Consider the following 18,045-nt stretch of genomic DNA (forward strand, 5'->3'; position numbering starts at 1 on the left):
CATGGCCACCCAGCTTTCAGATAAGGCAGAGCGCCAGATTGCCGACCGCGTTGCGGCAGGCAAAAGTCCCGATTCCCGTACTGTGGTCGATGAGGCGCTGAGTGCGCTCGACTGGTTCGAGAAGCGCAAGGCGTATGAGCGCGCCTGGTTAGACGAGAAGCTGGCCAGCGCGGTGGAAGCAGCGGACAGAGGCGACGAGTGGCTTAGGGCTGAGGATTTCGAAGCGCGGATGGATGCTCGTCTGAAATCACGAGGTGGCATCGCTGCGTGACCTATCGTCTGCTCGAACGAGCCGATCTGGACATTGCAGAGATTCTCGATTTCATAGCCAACTTCGATGAAGCTGCCGCGGACCGATTAAACCGTCAGATCGTGCGAGCTTTTGCCATCCTCGGCGACAGCCCGATGCTGGGTCACACGCGCACCGACCTGACCACACAGGACCTGCGCTTCTGGCCGGTGCGGCACTGGTTGATCGTGCACCGCGGCCGCAACCCGGTCGAGATCGTCGCCGTGTTGGATGCGCGGCGTGACCTCTTCAGTCTGTTGCCCTGACCGCCCGCTCGTACAGCCACACCCGGATTGCCGAGCACAGGTTTGTCGTGCGCGCCTCGTCGATCTCGGCGACCAGCCCCGCCAGCGGCACGCCGCGCGCCGCTGCGGCGCGCTTGAGCGCGTCCCAGAACACCGGTTCGAGGCTGATCGACGTCGCGTGGCCGGCGATGGTCAGCGAATGCTTGGCGAGGCCGCCCGATCGAGCCTGGCCGACCATCAGTACATGTGCTGCCCGCCGTTGATCGACAGCGTCGATCCATTGACGAAGCCCGCATCGTCGCCGGTCAGGAACACCACGCCGCGCGCGATCTCGCTCGCCTGGCCCAGCCGCCCGGCGGGGATCTTCGCCACGATCTTCTCCAGCACGTCGGCCGGCACAGCGGCGACCATGTCGGTGTCGATATAGCCCGGCGCGATGGCGTTGACGGTGATGCCGAACTTGGCGCCTTCCTGCGCCAGCGCCTTGGTGAAGCCGTGGATGCCTGACTTCGCGGCGGCATAATTGACCTGGCCGTACTGCCCCGCCTGGCCGTTGATCGAGCCGATATTCACCACCCGCCCGAAGCCGCGGGAGCGCATGCCCGCGAAGGTCGCCTTCGCCATGTTGAAGCAGCCGCCCAGGTTGACGCGGATGACCTCGTCCCAAGCTTCATAGGTCATCTTCATCAGCGTGCCGTCGCGCGTAATGCCGGCGTTGTTGACCACAACGTCGACGGGGCCCAGGTCGGCCTCGACCTGCTTGACGCCGTCGAGGCAGGCCTGATGGTCGCCGACGTTCCATTTATAGGCCGCGATGCCGGTGCGCTCGGTGAAGGCCTTCGCCTTGGCGTCGTCGCCGCCGTAGTTCGCCGCGACGGTCATGCCGGCATCCTTGAGCGCCAGGCTGATCGCCTCGCCGATGCCGCGCGTGCCGCCGGTAACGATCGCTACCCGTGCCATGTGTCACTCCCCAGTGATTGATTTCGCGCAAGCCTAGGCGGGGGACACCCAGCCCGCAAGTTCCCGCGCCAGTAAAGCGCGCAGCATCGCGACGCCGCCGTCGTCGGCATTGAGGCACGGCAGATAGGCGAAGTCGGTGCCCCCGGCTTCGGCGAAGATCTCGCGCCCCTCGCGGTCGATCTCGTCGAGGGTTTCCAGATTGTCGGCGCTGAACCCCGGCGACACGACTGCGATGCGCGTGATGCCCTCGCCCGGCAGCTTCGACAGCGTCGCGTCGGTATAGGGCTTCAGCCATTCGGCACGGCCGAGGCGCGACTGGAAGCTGATGCGCAGCGGCAGGTCGAGTTGTTCGCCCAGCAGCCGCGCGGTCTTCTGGCACTGGCAGTGATAGGGGTCGCCCTGTTCCAGCGTGCGACGCGGCATGCCGTGGAACGACGCGAGGATCAGCTGCGGCTCGGAGGGCAGCGCAGCGACGCCCGCGCGCACCGACGCGGCGAGCGCATCGATATAGGCGGGATCGTCGTGGTACGGCGGCATGGTGCGCAGCGCCGGCTGCCAGCGCATCGCCGACAGCGTCTCGAAGACCTGCGCGTTGACCGTGCCCGTCGTGGCGTTCGAATATTGCGGGTAGAGCGGCGCGATCAGGATGCGGTCGCAGCCTGCCGCCTTAAGCGCGGCGAGGCGCTCGGGGATCGACGGCGAACCGTAGCGCATCGCCCAGTCGACGGTGACGCCCGGGAACGCGCCTTGCATCGCCGCCGCCTGGTCACGCGTGATCGTCGCGAGCGGCGAGCCTTCGGGCGTCCAGATGCGGGCGTAGTTGGCGGCGGTCGCCTGCGGGCGGGTGCGCAGCACGAAGGCGCGCAGCACGATCTGCCACAGGATCTGCGGCAGTTCGACGACGCGGCGGTCGGACAGGAACTCCTTCAGATAGGCACGCACGTCGCCAACCTCGGTCGACGCAGGCGTGCCGAGGTTGACGAGCAACAGCCCGACGCGCCCGTACGCGACGGGGGGGTGGTCGGCGGGAAGGACGCTCACGCCAGTGCGAACGGCAGGTCGCGCAGGCGCTTGCCCGTCGCCGCAAAGATGGCGTTGCCGACCGCGGGCGCGATTGGCGGAGTGCCGGGCTCGCCGACACCGCCCAGCGGTCCGGCAGACGGCACGAACAGCACCTCGATCTCCGGCGTGCTCGCGAGGCCCGGCAGCGGGTAGGCGTCGAAATTGCGCTGCTCGACCGCGCCGTCCTTGAAGCTGATCGCGCCGCTCATCGCTGCACTGAGGCCGTAGATGATGCCCCCCTCGATCTGCGCGCGGACGATGTCGGGGTTGACCACCGCGCCGCAGTCGATCGCCGCCCAGACGCGCGTCACCTTGATCGTGGTCCCGGTGACCTCAACCTCGGCGACCTGTGCGCAGACGCTGCCGAAGCTCTCGACCACCGCCAGTCCGCGCCCGACGCCGGGTTCGACCTGGCCGACGGGACCGCTCGCATCGAGCACCGCGCGGATGACGGCGGCATGGCGCGGGCTGTCGCCCAGCATGGCGAGGCGGAAGGCACCCGGATCAGCGTTGGCGGCATGCGCGAGCTCGTCGACGAAGCTCTCGACGAAGAAGCCGGAAAAGCTGTGCCCGACCGACCGCCAGAAGCCGAGCGGCACGGCGGTGTCGACGTACGCATGCTCGGCGACGAACGACGGCACCGCGTAGGGCAAGCCTTGCGTTCCGTCGACCGCCGATGCCCCCGCCTTGCCGTCGCCGCCCATCGCGGGGAGGTTGCGGCGCATGAAGCTGGCGCCGGTGCAGTCGATCGCAACGCGGCTGCCCCAGGCGTCGATGCGCCCGACCTTGACCCGGCCCTGCATGCGCGCCGCGGCGGCGGGGCGGAAGCGGTCCTGCGCGAAGTCCTCCTCGCGCGTCCAGATCAGCTGGACCGGCGCGTTGGTGGCGCGTGCGATCAGCGCCGCCTGCACCGCGACATCGGCCTCTGCCTTGCGCCCGAAGCCGCCGCCGAGCAGCGTCGGGTGGACGGTCACCGCGCCCTCGTCGATGCCCAGCGCCTTGGCGACCGCCCAGGCGGTGAGCGTGATCGACTGGGTCGGCGTCCACACCTCGGCCCGGCCGTCGCCGACGCGCGCGGTCGCGGTCATCGGCTCCATGCAGGCGTGCGCGGCGAACGGCACGCTGTAGTCGGCGGTCAGCGTCCCCGCGCCGAACTCGACCGCGTCGCCGCCGACGACCTCGCCCGGCTTGGCGATCGCGGCGCGCAATGCCGGCTCGATCCACGGCCCCGCCGGTCGCGCGCGTTTGGCAAAGGTCGCGGTGACCTTGTCGAGGCCCGTCTTGGCACCCCAAAAGGTGTCCGCGACCGCCGCGACCCAGGTCGGGCCCTTGACCAGCCGGACGCCCGCAGGCGCGGTCGCCGAAACCAGCGCCGGGTCGCCCGCCGGGCCCGACCGCACACTCGCGTACTTCATGCCCGGCAAGCGGACATCGGCGCCGAAGCGCGCGCTGCCGTCGACCTTCGACGGGATGTCTAGACGCGGTACCGACCTGCCCGCCAGCGTGCGCGACGCCACCGGGCGCAATGTCGGCGACGGCGCGGACTCGGCGCTCGCCTTGGCTGCAAGCTCCGCAAAGCGCGCGCGGTTGGCCTTGTAGGTGACGAAGCCGCCCTTCGCCTCGCACTCGGTCCAGTCGACGCCCCAGTCGCGTGCCGCCGCGCGGCACAGCAGCTCGCGTGCCGCCGCACCCGCCAGTCGGACGGTGTCGTGGAAGCCGCGCACTGAGGTGCTGCCGCCCGTCATCTGCATGTCGAAGCGCTCGATCAGCGCGCCCATCGCCCAGCCGCCGACGCCGCGCAGCGCCGCGGGCATCGCCTCGACCGCGTCGAGCGCCATGCCCTTGTTGGCATAGATCGGATGCAGCGGCGCGGGCTCGACCCCGACCGTCGCCCAGTCGGCGCCCAGCTCGTCGGCGAGGATCTGCGGCAGGCTGGTGAACACCCCCTGCCCCATCTCGGCCTGCGGTACCGCGACCGTCACGCGCCCGTCGGCACCGACCTTGACCCAGCCGTTGAGCAGCGTCTCGCCGTCCGCGGTCGCCCAGTTCAGCGCGCGGTCGCGCGGCCAGGCGGCATAGCCGACCACCAGGCCCACGCCGATGCCGCCGCCGATCAGCAGGCGGCGACGCGTCAGTCCACGCCTCGGCGCAGGCGACGGTTCGGGATCGGAACGAGCCATGCCCCTGACTAGCGTGGCTGCGTCCACTTGTCGAAGGCCCGCGGTTGGCAATTCGTCGCGGCCCGTTCTACATGCCCCCGTAATGGGAAATACCGAATTTGTGGACCTTCCGAGCGGCTTGACGCCGGTCGACGGCCTGCGCCCGCAGACCGAGGCGTCGTTCGCCGCCGATCCCAACGCGGGGCTCGACTTCCGCCTGATGGCCGACCTGATGCCGACACCGTGCTGGATGGCGAACGCCGACGGCTACATCTTCTGGTACAACCGGCGCTTCTACGATTACACCGGCACGACGCCCGACCAGATGGCCGGCTGGGGCTGGCGGTCGATTCATGACCCCGACATGCTGCCCGCCGTGATGGCCAAATGGACCGGCGCGATCGAGCGCGGCGAACGGTTCGAGATGACCTTTCCGCTGCGCGCCGCCGACGGCTCGTTCCGCCCCTTCCTGACGCGGGTCGAGCCGGTGCGCAACGCGAACGGCACCGTGGTGCGCTGGTACGGCGTCAATTCGGATGTCAGCGGCGAGGTCCAGCTGGAGACGCGGCTGAGCGAGAGCGAGGCGGCGCTGCGCGCCTTCTTCGAGACGACGGGCATCTACACCGCGATCATCGACCTCGATCCGGACGATTTCACCTTCGTGCTGGCAAACCGCCGCATGGCGCGCTTCTGGGGCGCCGACGGCGTCACCGGGCGCACCGCGCGCGACCTGTCGGGCGGCCGCCTGCCGCGCAGCATGATGCCCGCGATGCATGCCGCGCATGTCTCGGGCAAGCCGACGACGCTCGAATATCCGTTCAACGGCCCCGACGGCGACCGCTGGTTCACTGCGACGCTGACCCCGATGCCGACGGGCCGCGGCGGCAAGCCGCGCCTGTCGATCGTCAGCCTCGACATCACCGCGCGCAAGGATGCCGAGGCCGCGCTGGCGCAGGCGCTCGAGACCAAGGACACGCTGCTCCACGAGGTCAATCACCGCGTCAAGAACAGCCTGCAGCTGGTCACCGCGCTGCTGTCGCTGCAGGCGGCACAGGCGCGCGAGCCCGCGTTGCGCTCCAGCCTGATCGAGGCACGCGGCCGCGTTTCGGTCGTCGCGTCGATGCACCAGCGCCTCTATTCGACAAGCGCGCACGACCGCGTCGACCTCGTCTCCTACCTGCGCGAGCTGAGCGTCGAGAGCGCCGCAGCGCACGGCTCGGGCATCGCGCTCGACTTTACCGCCGACGACGAGCTGGTGCTGCCGCTGACCATCGCGGTGCCGCTCGCTCTGGTGGTCAGCGAGCTTCTGACCAACGCCTTCAAATACGCCTTTCCGGGCGCCGAGCGCGGTACCGTGCGCGTCACGGTCCATGTCGTCGACGGCAAGGTCTGCCTGATCATCGCCGACGACGGCGTCGGCCTGCCGCCCGATTTCAACCTGGCTCGTGCCGGGTCGCTGGGCATGAAGATCGTGCGGTCGCTGACGCGCCAGGTCGGCGGCACGGTCGAGATCGAGGACAATGCGCCGGGTGCCAAGTTCACCGTCTGCGCGCCGACCGGGATCGTAACAACACCTGCCGCCTGACGCTTGCCGTCGGCTCCGATGTCCCCATATTCGGGGCATGAACATCGAAAAATTCACCGACCGCGCCAAGGGCTTCCTCCAGTCGGCGCAGACCGTCGCCATTCGCATGGACCATCAGCGCGTCACCCCCGCGCACGTTCTCAAGGCACTTCTGGAGGATGACCAGGGTGCCGCATCGGGCCTGATCCGCGCCGCCGGCGGCGACCCCGCCACGGCGACGACCGCCGTCGATCTTGCGCTAGCCAAGCAGCCCGCGGTGACCGGCAGCGGCGCGCAGCAGCTGCAGTGGGACAACGACACCGCCAAGCTGCTCGACAATGCCGAGCAGATCGCCACCAAGGCCGGCGACAGCTTCGTCACCGTCGAGCGGCTGCTGCTGGCGTGCGTGCTCGCGACCGGCACCGATGCAGGCAAGGCGCTGGCGAGCGCCGGGGTCACCGCGCAGGGGCTGAACGCCGCGATCGAAAAGCTGCGCAAGGGCCGCTCGGCCGACACGGCGGGGGCAGAGAACCAGTTCGACGCGCTCAACAAATACGCCCGCGACCTGACGCAGGCGGCGCGCGACGGCAAACTCGACCCCGTCATCGGGCGCGACGAGGAGATCCGCCGCACCGTGCAGGTGCTGGCGCGGCGGACCAAGAACAACCCCGTGCTGATCGGCGAGCCCGGCGTCGGCAAGACCGCCATCGTCGAGGGCCTCGCGCTCCGCATCGCCAACGGCGATGTCCCTGACGGTCTCAAGGACCGCCGCCTGATGTCGCTCGACATGGGCGCGCTGATCGCCGGCGCGAAGTACCGTGGCGAGTTCGAGGAGCGGCTGAAGGGCGTGCTCGACGAGGTCCGCGCCGAGGGCAGCGACGTCGTGCTGTTCATCGACGAGATGCACACGCTCGTCGGCGCCGGCGCGTCCGAAGGGTCGATGGATGCGTCGAACCTGCTCAAGCCCGCGCTCGCGCGCGGCGAGCTGCACTGCATCGGCGCGACGACGCTCAACGAGTATCGCAAATACGTCGAGAAGGACGCCGCGCTCGAACGCCGCTTCCAGCCGGTGCTGGTCGGCGAGCCGACGGTCGAGGACACGATCTCGATCCTGCGCGGGCTAAAGGAGAAGTACGAGCTCCACCACGGCGTGCGGATCACCGACGGCGCGATCGTCGCCGCGGCGACGCTGTCGAACCGCTACATCGCCGACCGTTTCCTGCCCGACAAGGCGATCGACCTGATGGACGAGGCCGCGTCACGGCTGCGCATGGAGGTCGAGAGCAAGCCCGAGGAGATCGAGAACCTCGACCGCCGCATCATGCAGCTGCGCATTGAGCGCGAGGCGCTGAAGCGCGAGAGCGATGCCGCGTCGAAGGAGCGGCTGACCGCGCTGGAGGCCGAGCTGGCGAACCTCGACGAGCAGTCGGGGGCGCTGACGGCGCGCTGGCAGGGCGAGAAGGACAAGCTGGCGGGTGCCGCGGCGTTGAAGGGCCAGCTCGAAGCGGCGCGGCTCGAGGTCGAGCAGGCGCAGCGGTCGGGCGACTATGCCAAGGCGGGCGAGCTGACCTATGGCCGCATCCCCGACCTCGAGCGTCAGCTGACCGAGGCCGAGGGCGCGACCGCGAGCGCGATGGTGCGCGAGGAAGTAACCGGCGACGACATCGCCGCAGTCGTCTCGCGCGCCACGGGCATCCCCGTCGACCGCATGCTGGCGGGCGAGCGCGAGAAGCTGCTGAATATGGAGACCGCGCTGTCGGCGCAGGTCATCGGCCAGGCGGCGGCGGTCAAGGCCGTGTCGGCGGCGGTTCGCCGTGCGCGTGCCGGGCTGCAGGATCCCAACCGGCCGCTCGGGTCGTTCCTGTTCCTCGGGCCGACCGGCGTCGGCAAGACCGAGCTGACCAAGGCGCTCGCACGCTTCCTGTTCGACGACGCCGCCGCGATGGTGCGCATCGACATGAGCGAGTTCATGGAGAAGCACGCCGTGTCGCGCCTCATCGGGGCGCCCCCGGGCTATGTCGGCTATGACGAGGGCGGCGTGCTGACCGAGGCGGTGCGGCGGCGGCCGTACCAGGTTATCCTGTTCGACGAGGTCGAGAAGGCGCACCCCGATGTCTTCAACATCCTGCTGCAGGTGCTCGACGACGGTCGGCTGACCGACGGCCAGGGGCGGACGGTCGACTTCACCAACACGATCATCGTGCTGACGTCGAACCTCGGCTCGCAGTACATCGCGGGCCTGCGCGACGATCAGGCGGTCAGCGAGGTCGAGGCGCAGGTCATGGAGATCGTGCGCGGGCATTTCCGGCCGGAGTTCCTGAACCGGCTCGACGAGATCGTGCTGTTCTCGCGTCTGGCGATGGCCAACATGGGCGCGATCGTCGACATCCAGCTGAAGCGCGTCCAGGCGATGCTCGGCGACCGCAAGATCGGGCTCGATCTGACCGACGCCGCCCGCCGCTGGCTGGCGCGGGTGGGCTATGACCCGGTGTACGGCGCGCGGCCGCTCAAGCGCGCGGTGCAGCGCTTCGTCCAGGACCCGCTCGCCGATCTAATCCTTGGCGGCGAAGTCCCCGACGGATCGACCGTCCACGTCGACGAGGGCGACGGCAAGCTCACACTCAGCGTCGCCTGACCCATCTGCCGCGGACAAAAAAAGGGCGGGTCCCGCAGGACCCGCCCCGATTTGTGGTGCCTTGAAGGCTTAGAAGCTGACTTTCGCGCCGGCACGGAACTGGCGACCGAAGATGCCCTCGCCGCCCTGCACCGCGTTGTACAGATACGCGCCGTAGGTGACGGTATCGACCGGCGGCAGGCGGTTGAACAGGTTCTGGACGTTCACGTAGAAGTTGAAGCGGTCGTTGACCTTGAAGTTCACGTTGGCATCGACCGTCACGTAGCTCTTGACCTTGCAGTCGTTGTAGACCTCCGCACGGCCGCAATCCTTGTAGTCGTCGCCCTGGTCCTGCGCCGACAGGTCGTAGCCCGACGTGTAGTTGACCGTCGTGCTGAGCGCGACGTCGCCGAAGTCGAAGGTGTTGAGCCAGTTGCCCTTCCACTCGAAGGTCCCCGAACCTGCGGTCAGGTTGAAGTTGCCGAGCGTGCCCTCGTAGCGCTGCTTCACGCCGTCGATCGTCGTGCTCAGCTCCAGGATGTAGCTGGCGGCGAGGTTCGACGTCCACTTCACCGGACCGAAGTCGTAGGCGCCGTTGATGCCGAAATCGATGCCCGACGACTTGATCGTGTCGGCATTGATCAGCTGCGAGCGGACGAAGGCGATACGCGGACGGGCGTTCGGGTTGTTGGTATCGACCGCGTCGGCGATGACCTCGAACCCGGCCGGGATGTCCGCACCGGCGTAATAGGCGGCGATCGCCGGCGAGTTGTCGGGCGTGGTGATCGCGCCCGTCTTCTTGATGTTATAGTAGTCGACCGTCAGCGAGACGTTGCGGATCGGGTCGAACTTCACACCTCCGGTGAAGCTGCGCGACTTCTCCGGCTCGAGGTCCGGCGACGCCAGCGTGGTCTGGCCGATCGAGTAGCCGGTCAGGTACGCCGGGCAGCCGTTCGGGGTCGCCTGCGAGCAGCCCGCGCCGTACTGCGCCAGGAAGGCGTTGGGGATGCTCGTGATCGACTGGGTCACGTAACCCGTCGTCGGCAGTGCATTGGCCTCGCCGAAGCTCGGGATGCGGAAGCCGCGCGAGTAGGTACCACGGATGGTGACCTGATCGATCGGGCTGAAAATCGCGCCGATCTTCGGCGAGAAGTTGCTCTGGCCGCTCGAGTAGTTGTCGTAACGGCCCGAGGCGTTGAGCGTCAGCGACTCCAGGATTGGCGCGTTGATCTCGGCAAAGCCCGAGGTGACCGTGCGGTTACCCTTCGTGCCGAAGGCGTTCAGCGTGAAGTAGCGCTGCGTCGGCCCGTTATAATCGTCGTTGGCGCTGGGGGCATCGACCGCTTCGTAGAAGATCGAGCCGCCAACCGCGAGACGCAGGTCACCGCCGGGCAGGGTCGCGAGCGACTTCTGCACCGTCAGCTGCGCCTGATACAGGTCCGACGTGGTGTCGGTGACGTTCTCGGGCGACAGATAATCGCGCGTCGCCTGCGAGTTCAGGCTCGGATTGACGAAGTTGTAGCTGCCGTCGGCGATCACGTTCAGCAGGTTCTGGATGTAGACGTAACCGTTGGTCTTCAGGCGCAGGTCGGTGTGCATCGCCGTCGCGTTGAAGTCATAGTCGACGTCGTCGAAGATCGTGCCCTTCAGGCCGAAGGCCGCCCGGTACACGCGGCTGCGCGTCGAGTTCTCGGTCACCGTGTCGGGCAACGCGCCGACGATGCGGGCGACCTGGCCCTGTGCCGCGAACGGGTTGTTCGGGTTCAGCGTGCCGTTGGTCGCGTTGCAGTTAACCCGCGCGGCGCAGACGAAGACCGGCAGCGCCAGGACGGCCGAGCCGGGCGCCAGCGCCGGCGTCTGGTTCTGCGAGGTCGAGAACTGCGGGAAGAGGATGCCCGCCGGTGCGTTGCCGCGGATCGTCGCCGGGCGCCCCGTGTAGTCGGTCGACGACTGCGCGAAGTTGAACAGCAGATACGCTTCCGAGTTGTCGCCGATCGTCGCGGTGAAGCGGGCCGAACCGCCGAAACGCTCGAGGTTCGGGGTTACCATGTCGTACTGCTGCGTCCCGTCGATCTGGCAGACCGTCGTCGGCGCGGTGACGTTGTTCGCCTGGGCGAGCTGCGCGGCGGTCGGGTTGTACGCCGTGCCGTTGAGGCAACCGGCGCCCGGGTTCAGCAGCTGGTAGCGGCCCGATGCGACGGTGTTCTCGGCGTTCGCCGGACGGACGTAGAAGTTGGCCGTGCCGATAGCGAAGGCGCTGAGGGCCCCGTTGGCGTCGACACTGTTCGCGATGTTGTTGGGACCGCACTCGCGGGCGCCCGTCCGCTCCGAGCAGATGCCGGTCAGGTTGTCCGAGTTGAACGGCGCCGGCAGGTCGCGCTGGAACGTGCCAGCGCTGCGGTAGTAGAAGCCGCTGATATAGGCGTTGTAGCCCTGGTCATCGAGGTCGCCGGTGCCGGCGGTCAGCGTCACGCGCTGGTTGGCGTTGACGCCGTCCTGCGAGATGCCGGCCTCGGCGCGGGCCGAGACGCCGACGAACTGGCGCTTGGTGATGACGTTGACGACGCCCGCGATGGCGTCGGCGCCGTAGCTCGACGAGGCGCCGTCGCGCAGCACGTCGATGCGCTCGACGATGTCGTCGGGGATGGTGTTCAGGTCGACGAAGTTGCGCGAACCGTCATCCGACAGCGGGTAATAGGCGGCGCGCAGGCCGTCGAACAGCACCAGCGTCGAGTTGGTCGACAGGCCGCGCAGCGAAACCGACGAGGCACCCGCCGCGAACGCGCCGTTGGCGGTGAACGAGTTGGTCAGCGCCGGGCCGTTGTTCGACGACAGCGCCTGGATGCCGGCCTGCACGGTGTTGATGCCGCGCGCTTCGAGGTTCTCGGTGGTGACCGTCGTGACCGGCGAGATGCCGGTGTCGGTGCCGCGGATGATCGAGCCGGTGACGACGATCTCGTCGAGATCCTCGGCGCTGGCGGTCTCAGTGGCACCGGCCTGGCTGGCAGCAGCCGGCGGCGTCGGGCCGTTGGCCACCGGCGCGGTGGGCGCGGTCTGCGCGAAGGCGGGAGCGGCGAGCAGCAGCGCGCTGCCGATGATCGTGGAAGCCAGCAGATTGTCTCGAACCGAATAAAACTTACGCATACATAATCCCCTACGCCACAGACGCGACTTGATACCGACGGAGCCGTTGACGACCGGGTGGACCCTCCCCCCCGGCGATGCGGTGCTGGTAGGACCGCGGCGCGGGCGGCGGCAATGGCTGGAAAAGTATCGTCGAGGCAACGACTTAGCGTTGTGACGGAAATACCACGCTTCGAACCGGCGGGACGGCGGCGAGCCTGCAACTGGACAGCGGCGGCACCACGCGGCAATTGCGTGGGCGATGGCCACCGACTTCAACGCGTTGTTCGCCCGCGCCGAAGCGGCGTTTCGCGCCGCACGCTGGGAAGCGGCTCGCGCCGATCTTCACACCGTCTTACGCGGCGTCGGCGACCATCCGGCGGTGCTGCATCTGCTGGCGCTGGTCGAGCAGAATGCAGGTCGCCTTCCCGCGGCGCGCACCATGTTCGAGCGTGCACTGGCGGTCGCCCCCGACGACCCGCAGATCAACAATAACTACGGCAATCTGCTCGACGCGGTCGAGGAGTATGACGCCGCGCTGCGCCATTACGGCCGGGCAATCCTAAAGGCGCCCGACTTCCTCGACGCGCGCCTCAACCGCGCGACGACACAGCAGAAGCTGGGCAACTACACGGCCGCGCTGATCGATCTCGACGTCTTCGTTGCGCGGCATCCGGACGATGCGCGGGTCTGGGAGGCGCGCGGCGCTGTCCAGCGGCTCGCCGGCAATCGCCTCGCGGCAAGGACCGATTTTCAGCGTGCGCTCGATCTCGATCCCGGCCGGCCGACCGCGCTCCATGGCGTGGCCCGGACTGCGCTCGAGCTGAGCGACGACGCCGCCGTGCCGCTGTACCGGGCCGCACTCGCCGCCGATCCAAACGACCCGGAAGTCGCGCTGGGCCTTGCCGAGGCGCTCGAGGCGGCGGGCGATGCCGATTGTGTGCCGACGCTCGAGGCCGCGGTCGCCCGGAACCCGCAATGGGTCGCCGGACAGGACAGCCTGTCTCGCATGCGGGCGGAGGCCGACGCGCCCGGCGACTACGTGGCGTATTATGCAGCGGCGGCGCAGCAGTTCCCCGCCGACCGGGACCTTGCCCTCGGCTATGCGCGCGCCCTGGCGCGCGGCAACCGGCGCACCGAAGCGCTGGCCTTCCTCGATGGCGCCGCCGGACGGATCGGAGCCGATGCAGAGGTCCGGTTGATGCAGGCCGTTCTGGCCAGCGAGGCGGGCGACCTCGACCGGGCCGATGGCGAATTCGCGCGCGCCGGCAGCGACACCCAGGCGCAACTGGCGCGCGGCCGGCATATGCTGCGGCGCGATCCCGAAGCGGCGGCGCGGATCCTCGAGCCGTTGACGCGTGCCGAGCCGGGGCTCGTCGGTGCATGGGCGCACCTCGGGCTGGCGTGGCGGCTGATCGGCGATCCGCGTTTCGACTGGCTGTGCCGGCCCGGCATGTGGCGGGCGCACGACCTCGAGATCGGCGACGAGCGGCTGGCGCGGCTGGCCGACGTGCTGCGCGGCCTGCACCGGACCCGCGCGCATCCGATCGGCCAGTCGCTGCGCGGCGGCACGCAGACGCGCGGGCGGCTGTTCGACCGCCCCGAGCCCGAACTGAAGCTGCTCCACGACGAGCTCGACGCGGCGGTCGCGGCGCATTTCGCCGCGCTGCCGCCGCATGACGCGAGCCACCCGCTGCTCCGCCATCGCCACGACGCGCTGCGGATCGAAGGCAGCTGGTCGGTACGCCTGACCGGGGGCGGATTTCACGTCAACCACATCCATCCGCTCGGCGTGCTGAGTTCCGCATGCTACATCGGCCTGCCCGCGGCCGATTCCGGAGATCCACGCGCGGGGTGGCTGAGCATCGGCTCACCGCCCGATGAGCTGGCGCTCGACCTGGCGCCGCTTGGCTTGGTCGAGCCGCGGCCCGGGCGGCTCGCGCTGTTCCCGAGCTACTTGTTCCACGGCACCCTGCCGTTTGCGACCGGCGAGCGGCTGACGGTCGCCTTCGACGTCATCGCTTGACCCCGCGCGGCGCCTGGTCCGACTTCTGGGCGAGCGCGAGCAGCGACGCCTGCCTGCCCAATGCCCCCCCGCCGGTACGCACCGCGCTGGCGACGGCCTGGGCGGACTTTGCCACGATGCTGCCGTCCGCGGGGCGGGTGCTCGACATCGCGTCGGGCAACGGCGCAGTCCTGCGTGCCCTGCGCGAGGCGCGGCGCGATCTCGTGCTCGAAGGGATCGACTATGCCGATGTCGGCCCGGCGGCGCGTGGACTTGGGATACGCGGCGGGATCGATGCCGACGCCCTGCCCTTTGCCGAAGCCAGCTTCGACGCCGTGACGAGCCAGTTCGGCATCGAATACTGCCCAGCCGGCGCGGTTGCCGAGGCAAGTCGGGTCCTGCGCGTCGGCGGGTACCTGCTGCTCATCATCCATCATGCCGCCAGTCCGGCGATCGCGCATAACCGCGCACGTCACGCGGCGATGGCGGCGCTGGATGAAGCTGGCCTGTTCGCGCTCGCGCAGAGGGTCGCGGCCGGACAGCCGGAGGATCCCCGCACCGCGGAGGCAATCGCGCTCTCGCGCCGTAGGCACGCAGCGCAAAGCATCAGCGACGAACTGCCGATGGCGATCGGTCAGGTGCTGCAGCGTGGTGGCGGTATCGCCGGGGTCGCGACGATAGAGGCGCGCGTGCGTGCCGAGCTCGCGCGCCTGGCGGCAATGATCGCGGCCGCGCGCAATGACGACGGGATCGCGGTGATCGCCGATGGCCTGGGAGCCGCGGGCTGTGTCGTGCATGCGGCACCGCTGCGCACCGCCGCGGGCGAAATCGTCGCTTGGCAGGTCAGCGGGACGCGCGACCGCTAGGGTCAGGCCTCGCCATGGACGGCATCGAGACACGAAAAAGGGCGGCCCGCGCGTGCGGACCGCCCCAATTCGTCGACTGCTTCTCAGCTTAGAACTTGAAGTTCACCGAGACGAAGAAGTCGCGGCCCAGGGTGTCGAAGGTCCCCGGATAGGTGTTGGCCTGCTCGGCGTTGCTGCCGATGACCGGCGGCTTCTTGTTGAGCAGGTTGTTGACGCCCGCGGCCATCGTGAACTGATCGTTGATGTCGAACGAGGTCGACAGATCGAACAGGCTGTAGGCCTTGAGGGTTTCGACGAAGTAATCCGTCGTGTCGTCATCATCGCGCGTCTTCGAGATATAGCGCCAGCGGCCGCTGATCGTCAGAGGTCCACCGACCAGTGTCGCACGGGTCGTGAACTTGTACTTGCCCTGCGGATTACCGCAGTTCAGGCCGAAGAAGCCAGCGCACTCGATCACGTCGGGCAGGCCGTTCACCGGAACGAAGGTGTTACGGTCAGTCCAGGTGCCGAGGAAGTTCAGGTTCAGCTTCGACTCTTCGCTGGCGATCCCGAAGTTCAGCGGGATCGTGTAGTTGACCTCGAGATCGATACCCTCGGTCGACAGCGACGACAGGTTGGCGGCACCGGCGAACACGACGGCGACGCTGCCATCAGGGTTGGTGACGCCGTCGATCGCACCCGTTGCCGAGTTACGCGTGATCAGCTGGCAGAAGCCGTTCGAAGCGTCCCGGAACGTGTTGTAGCAGAGGCTGACGATGTTGGCCGGACCACCGCCCGCGGTGGCGATGGCGTTGCCGATCTCGATGTTGAAGTAGTCCGCCGAGATCGTCAGGCCGGGGATGAAGGTCGGCTGGATCAGCGTACCGAAGGTGTACGAGGTCGACTTCTCGGCCACCAGGTTCGGGTTACCACCGGTCTGCGACTGGATCTGGTCGTTCGGCTGAACAGACGCCTGGAAGACCTGCGAGGCCGGCACGCCGGTTGCGACGCAGAGCGCGCGGAGTGCCGCGGTCTGGTTGGCCACCGCGTTACGCGACGAGCAGGGATCGGTCACGGCCGGGAAGCCCTGCTGCAGACCACCGAACAGCTCGCCGACGTTCGGAGCACGGACGGCGCGGCTGTACTGGCCGCGCAGCGTGATGTCCTTGATCGGCGCCCACTGGACGCCAGCAGCGTAGGTCGAGACGCCGCCCACCGCTTCGAGCGAGTAGTCGGAGTAACGGCCGGCGACGTTGACTTCCAGCTTGTGGAAGAAGGGCTGGTCGGCCGCGATCGGGATGTTGAGCTCTCCGAACACTTCCTTGACGTTGTACTTGCCCTGCGTCGGGTTGCCGGCGTTGAAGCCGATGACGTCACCCGACGACAGCGCGGTGTCGGGGATGAAGCGCGACGCGAGACGGCGATACTCGGCGCCGACCGCGATGCCGACATCGTCACCACCGAGGCCGAAGTTGAACAGCGACCCGTTGACCGAGGCCTGAGCGACCTGCAGCACCGAGATGTCGTTGTTCTGCGCCAGAATGCTGATCTGGCTCACCGAAGCGGGGCTCAGCGCGTCCGGCCCGAAGATGTCGATCGCAGCAGCCGTGCCGTCGAGGCCGGCCTGGAAGGCGCGGCGCGAGATGTTGCCGGCCTGGACGTTGGCGTTCCGGGTGCGGGCATAGCTGTAATAGGCGTCGTAGTTGAAGCCCGACTCGCCGATTGCGCCCTTGACGCCGATCAAGGCACGGAAGGCGTTACGCTCGTCGAGCGTGTTCCGCGAACCGGTCTCGGTGATGCGGCGATTGACACCGATGTTGACAACACCGGCGGCATTCGACGCGGCGTTGGTGCCGGTCAGGAAGTTGCCAAGCCCGTTCGCTGCACGGGCGGCATTAATCGCCGTCTCGTTGGCGTCGATCTGCTGCAGAGCGGCAATGTCGCTGGCCGCCAGGAAGGGCGACACGGCGGCGATGTTGACGTTGAAGTTGCCGGTCACCGGGGTGGCGGCGAGCTCGTTCGGCACGCGGTTGTTGACGAACGTCACTTCCATGTAGGCCGACAGCGAGTCCGAAACTTCGTAGTCGCCGTAGGCACCGATCAACCAACGCTCCTGCGGAACCTGCAGGTAGTTCGCCGGGGCGTAGTTATAAGCGTCGGCCGGGTTGTTGTAGTTGCGGCTGGCACCGGTGGCGCTGCTGAACGTGGCACCGAACGGCGAACCGAAGGTCGTCCCGGCGCCGCGGTTGAGCGTCGGCGCCGTCAGCGGCCCAGCACCATCCGGATCGAGACCGATAACGGCCGTGCCCGGAACCGCGAAGCGGCCCGCAGGGGTAGTCGCCGAACCGCCGGGGACGAGGCCGCCGGCGAAGTTGTCGCTGAGCGCGAATTCCGAGCGAGCACGAGCGCCCTGGAAGATCGACTTGCGCTTGTAGTACTCGGCGAACGCCGTGATGTGGCCCTTGCCGTCGGCGAACTCGGTGCCCATCGCGGCATGCGTCTGCCAGCGTGCGCCGTCGCCCTCTTCGGTGATCGAGTACTGGCTGCCGATCTCGAAGCCGTTGAGGTTGTTGCGCAGGCGGAAGTTGACGACGCCAGTGATGGCGTCCGAACCGTAGATTGCTGAGGCGCCGCCGGTGACAACGTCGACCGCTTCGATGAGGAACTGCGGGATGGTGTTGAGATCGACGATCTGGCTGGTGTCGAAGAACATGTAGCGGCGGCCGTTGACCAGCACGAGGTTGCGGGTCGTGCCGAGGCCGCGCAGGTTCAGCGTCGCGACGCCGCCGCCGGGGTTGTTCGAGAACGACGTGGTGCCCGGCAGGACCTGCGGCAGCACGTTGAGCACCTGCTCGACGTTGACCGCACCGGCGAGCTTGAACTCCTCGGCGTTGACGACCGCGAGCGGCGCGGCGGTGTCGAGGTTGCGGCGCGCGATGCGCGAACCGGTGACGACGATGGTGTCGCCCGCGTCATCCTCGGCAGCGGCCGACGCCTGCGGCGTCACCGAAACGGGGTCGCCCTGCGCGCCCGGACCCGAGGTCTGCGCGAAGGCCGGCGACGCAGCAACGAAGAAGCCCAGCGCCAGTGTCGCGGCAGTGCTGCTGAGCGCAGTCCGTCCGAGAAAATTCTTCTTATCAATCACAATGACTTCCCCTTGTTTGCGTCGGACCCATCGG

At 68.4% G+C, this 18,045-nt stretch carries 12 protein-coding genes; 6 read left to right on the forward strand and 6 right to left on the reverse strand.

Annotation, left to right across the window (positions count from 1 at the left end; all coding sequences use genetic code 11):
• Position 1: 1 nt before the first annotated feature.
• Together FMM06_RS10740 and FMM06_RS10745 are read left to right on the forward strand one after the other, a co-directional pair.
• Complete coding sequence (locus FMM06_RS10740) at positions 2-271, forward strand: hypothetical protein (RefSeq protein WP_144237396.1); 270 nt, start codon at positions 2-4, stop codon at positions 269-271.
• Positions 268-555 (forward strand): type II toxin-antitoxin system RelE/ParE family toxin, encoded by a 288-nt coding sequence (locus FMM06_RS10745; protein WP_185965153.1) that lies wholly within the window; start codon positions 268-270, stop codon positions 553-555. The genes FMM06_RS10740 and FMM06_RS10745 overlap by 4 nt, the downstream gene beginning before the upstream one ends.
• Here the strand turns inward: FMM06_RS10745 and FMM06_RS10750 are convergent.
• The 4 genes from FMM06_RS10750 to FMM06_RS10765 are packed head-to-tail and all read right to left on the reverse strand — an operon-like array spanning position 539 to position 4,736.
• Complete coding sequence (locus FMM06_RS10750) at positions 539-772, reverse strand: ribbon-helix-helix domain-containing protein (protein WP_144237398.1); 234 nt, start codon at positions 770-772, stop codon at positions 539-541. The genes FMM06_RS10745 and FMM06_RS10750 overlap by 17 nt on opposite strands.
• On the reverse strand, positions 772-1,494 hold the full coding sequence (gene phbB, locus FMM06_RS10755; RefSeq protein WP_144237399.1) for an acetoacetyl-CoA reductase: 723 nt from the start codon (positions 1,492-1,494) through the stop codon (positions 772-774). The genes FMM06_RS10750 and phbB overlap by 1 nt, the downstream gene beginning before the upstream one ends.
• Positions 1,495-1,527: 33 nt before the next feature.
• Positions 1,528-2,535: a ferrochelatase gene (hemH, locus tag FMM06_RS10760; protein WP_144237400.1), complete on the reverse strand. Its 1,008-nt coding sequence runs from the start codon at positions 2,533-2,535 to the stop codon at positions 1,528-1,530.
• Positions 2,532-4,736 carry a xanthine dehydrogenase family protein molybdopterin-binding subunit gene (locus FMM06_RS10765; RefSeq protein ID WP_235889278.1) on the reverse strand — a complete coding sequence of 735 codons (2,205 nt, stop codon included), beginning with the start codon at positions 4,734-4,736 and terminating at the stop codon, positions 2,532-2,534. Before FMM06_RS10765 ends, hemH begins: the two co-directional genes overlap by 4 nt.
• 100 nt (positions 4,737-4,836) lie before the next feature.
• Between FMM06_RS10765 and FMM06_RS10770 the strand changes: the two genes are divergently transcribed.
• Together FMM06_RS10770 and clpB are read left to right on the forward strand one after the other, a co-directional pair.
• Positions 4,837-6,300: a sensor histidine kinase gene (locus FMM06_RS10770; RefSeq protein WP_185965154.1), complete on the forward strand. Its 1,464-nt coding sequence runs from the start codon at positions 4,837-4,839 to the stop codon at positions 6,298-6,300.
• 37 nt (positions 6,301-6,337) lie between these two features.
• Complete coding sequence (gene clpB, locus FMM06_RS10775; protein WP_144237402.1) at positions 6,338-8,914, forward strand: ATP-dependent chaperone ClpB; 2,577 nt, start codon at positions 6,338-6,340, stop codon at positions 8,912-8,914.
• A 69-nt stretch (positions 8,915-8,983) separates the two neighbouring features.
• On the opposite strand, the gene FMM06_RS10780 is transcribed toward clpB, so the two are convergent.
• On the reverse strand, positions 8,984-12,037 hold the full coding sequence (locus tag FMM06_RS10780) for a TonB-dependent receptor domain-containing protein (RefSeq protein WP_144237403.1): 3,054 nt from the start codon (positions 12,035-12,037) through the stop codon (positions 8,984-8,986).
• Between the two features lie 241 nt (positions 12,038-12,278).
• Between FMM06_RS10780 and FMM06_RS10785 the strand changes: the two genes are divergently transcribed.
• Together FMM06_RS10785 and FMM06_RS10790 are read left to right on the forward strand one after the other, a co-directional pair.
• Positions 12,279-14,042: a tetratricopeptide repeat protein gene (locus FMM06_RS10785; RefSeq protein WP_144237404.1), complete on the forward strand. Its 1,764-nt coding sequence runs from the start codon at positions 12,279-12,281 to the stop codon at positions 14,040-14,042.
• The gene (locus tag FMM06_RS10790) at positions 14,039-14,887 is read left to right on the forward strand and encodes a class I SAM-dependent methyltransferase (RefSeq protein ID WP_144237405.1); all 849 of its coding nucleotides are present in this window, start codon (positions 14,039-14,041) and stop codon (positions 14,885-14,887) included. Before FMM06_RS10785 ends, FMM06_RS10790 begins: the two co-directional genes overlap by 4 nt.
• Positions 14,888-14,975: 88 nt before the next feature.
• Here FMM06_RS10790 and FMM06_RS10795 read toward each other — a convergent pair whose 3' ends face one another.
• The gene (locus tag FMM06_RS10795; RefSeq protein ID WP_185965155.1) at positions 14,976-18,011 is read right to left on the reverse strand and encodes a TonB-dependent receptor domain-containing protein; all 3,036 of its coding nucleotides are present in this window, start codon (positions 18,009-18,011) and stop codon (positions 14,976-14,978) included.
• Positions 18,012-18,045 lie beyond the last annotated feature (34 nt).

The sequence above is a fragment of the Glacieibacterium frigidum genome, from assembly GCF_007097155.1.
Taxonomy (GTDB): domain Bacteria; phylum Pseudomonadota; class Alphaproteobacteria; order Sphingomonadales; family Sphingomonadaceae; genus Glacieibacterium; species Glacieibacterium frigidum.

Coding starts and splice junctions, on each gene's coding strand:
- FMM06_RS10780 (WP_144237403.1), bottom strand. CDS start 12,037: ATGCGTAAGTTTTATTCGGTTCGAGACAATCTGCTGGCTTCCACGATC.
- phbB (WP_144237399.1), bottom strand. CDS start 1,494: ATGGCACGGGTAGCGATCGTTACCGGCGGCACGCGCGGCATCGGCGAG.
- FMM06_RS10750 (WP_144237398.1), bottom strand. CDS start 772: ATGGTCGGCCAGGCTCGATCGGGCGGCCTCGCCAAGCATTCGCTGACC.
- FMM06_RS10740 (WP_144237396.1), top strand. CDS start 2: ATGGCCACCCAGCTTTCAGATAAGGCAGAGCGCCAGATTGCCGACCGC.
- clpB (WP_144237402.1), top strand. CDS start 6,338: ATGAACATCGAAAAATTCACCGACCGCGCCAAGGGCTTCCTCCAGTCG.
- FMM06_RS10765 (WP_235889278.1), bottom strand. CDS start 4,736: ATGGCTCGTTCCGATCCCGAACCGTCGCCTGCGCCGAGGCGTGGACTG.
- FMM06_RS10785 (WP_144237404.1), top strand. CDS start 12,279: ATGGCCACCGACTTCAACGCGTTGTTCGCCCGCGCCGAAGCGGCGTTT.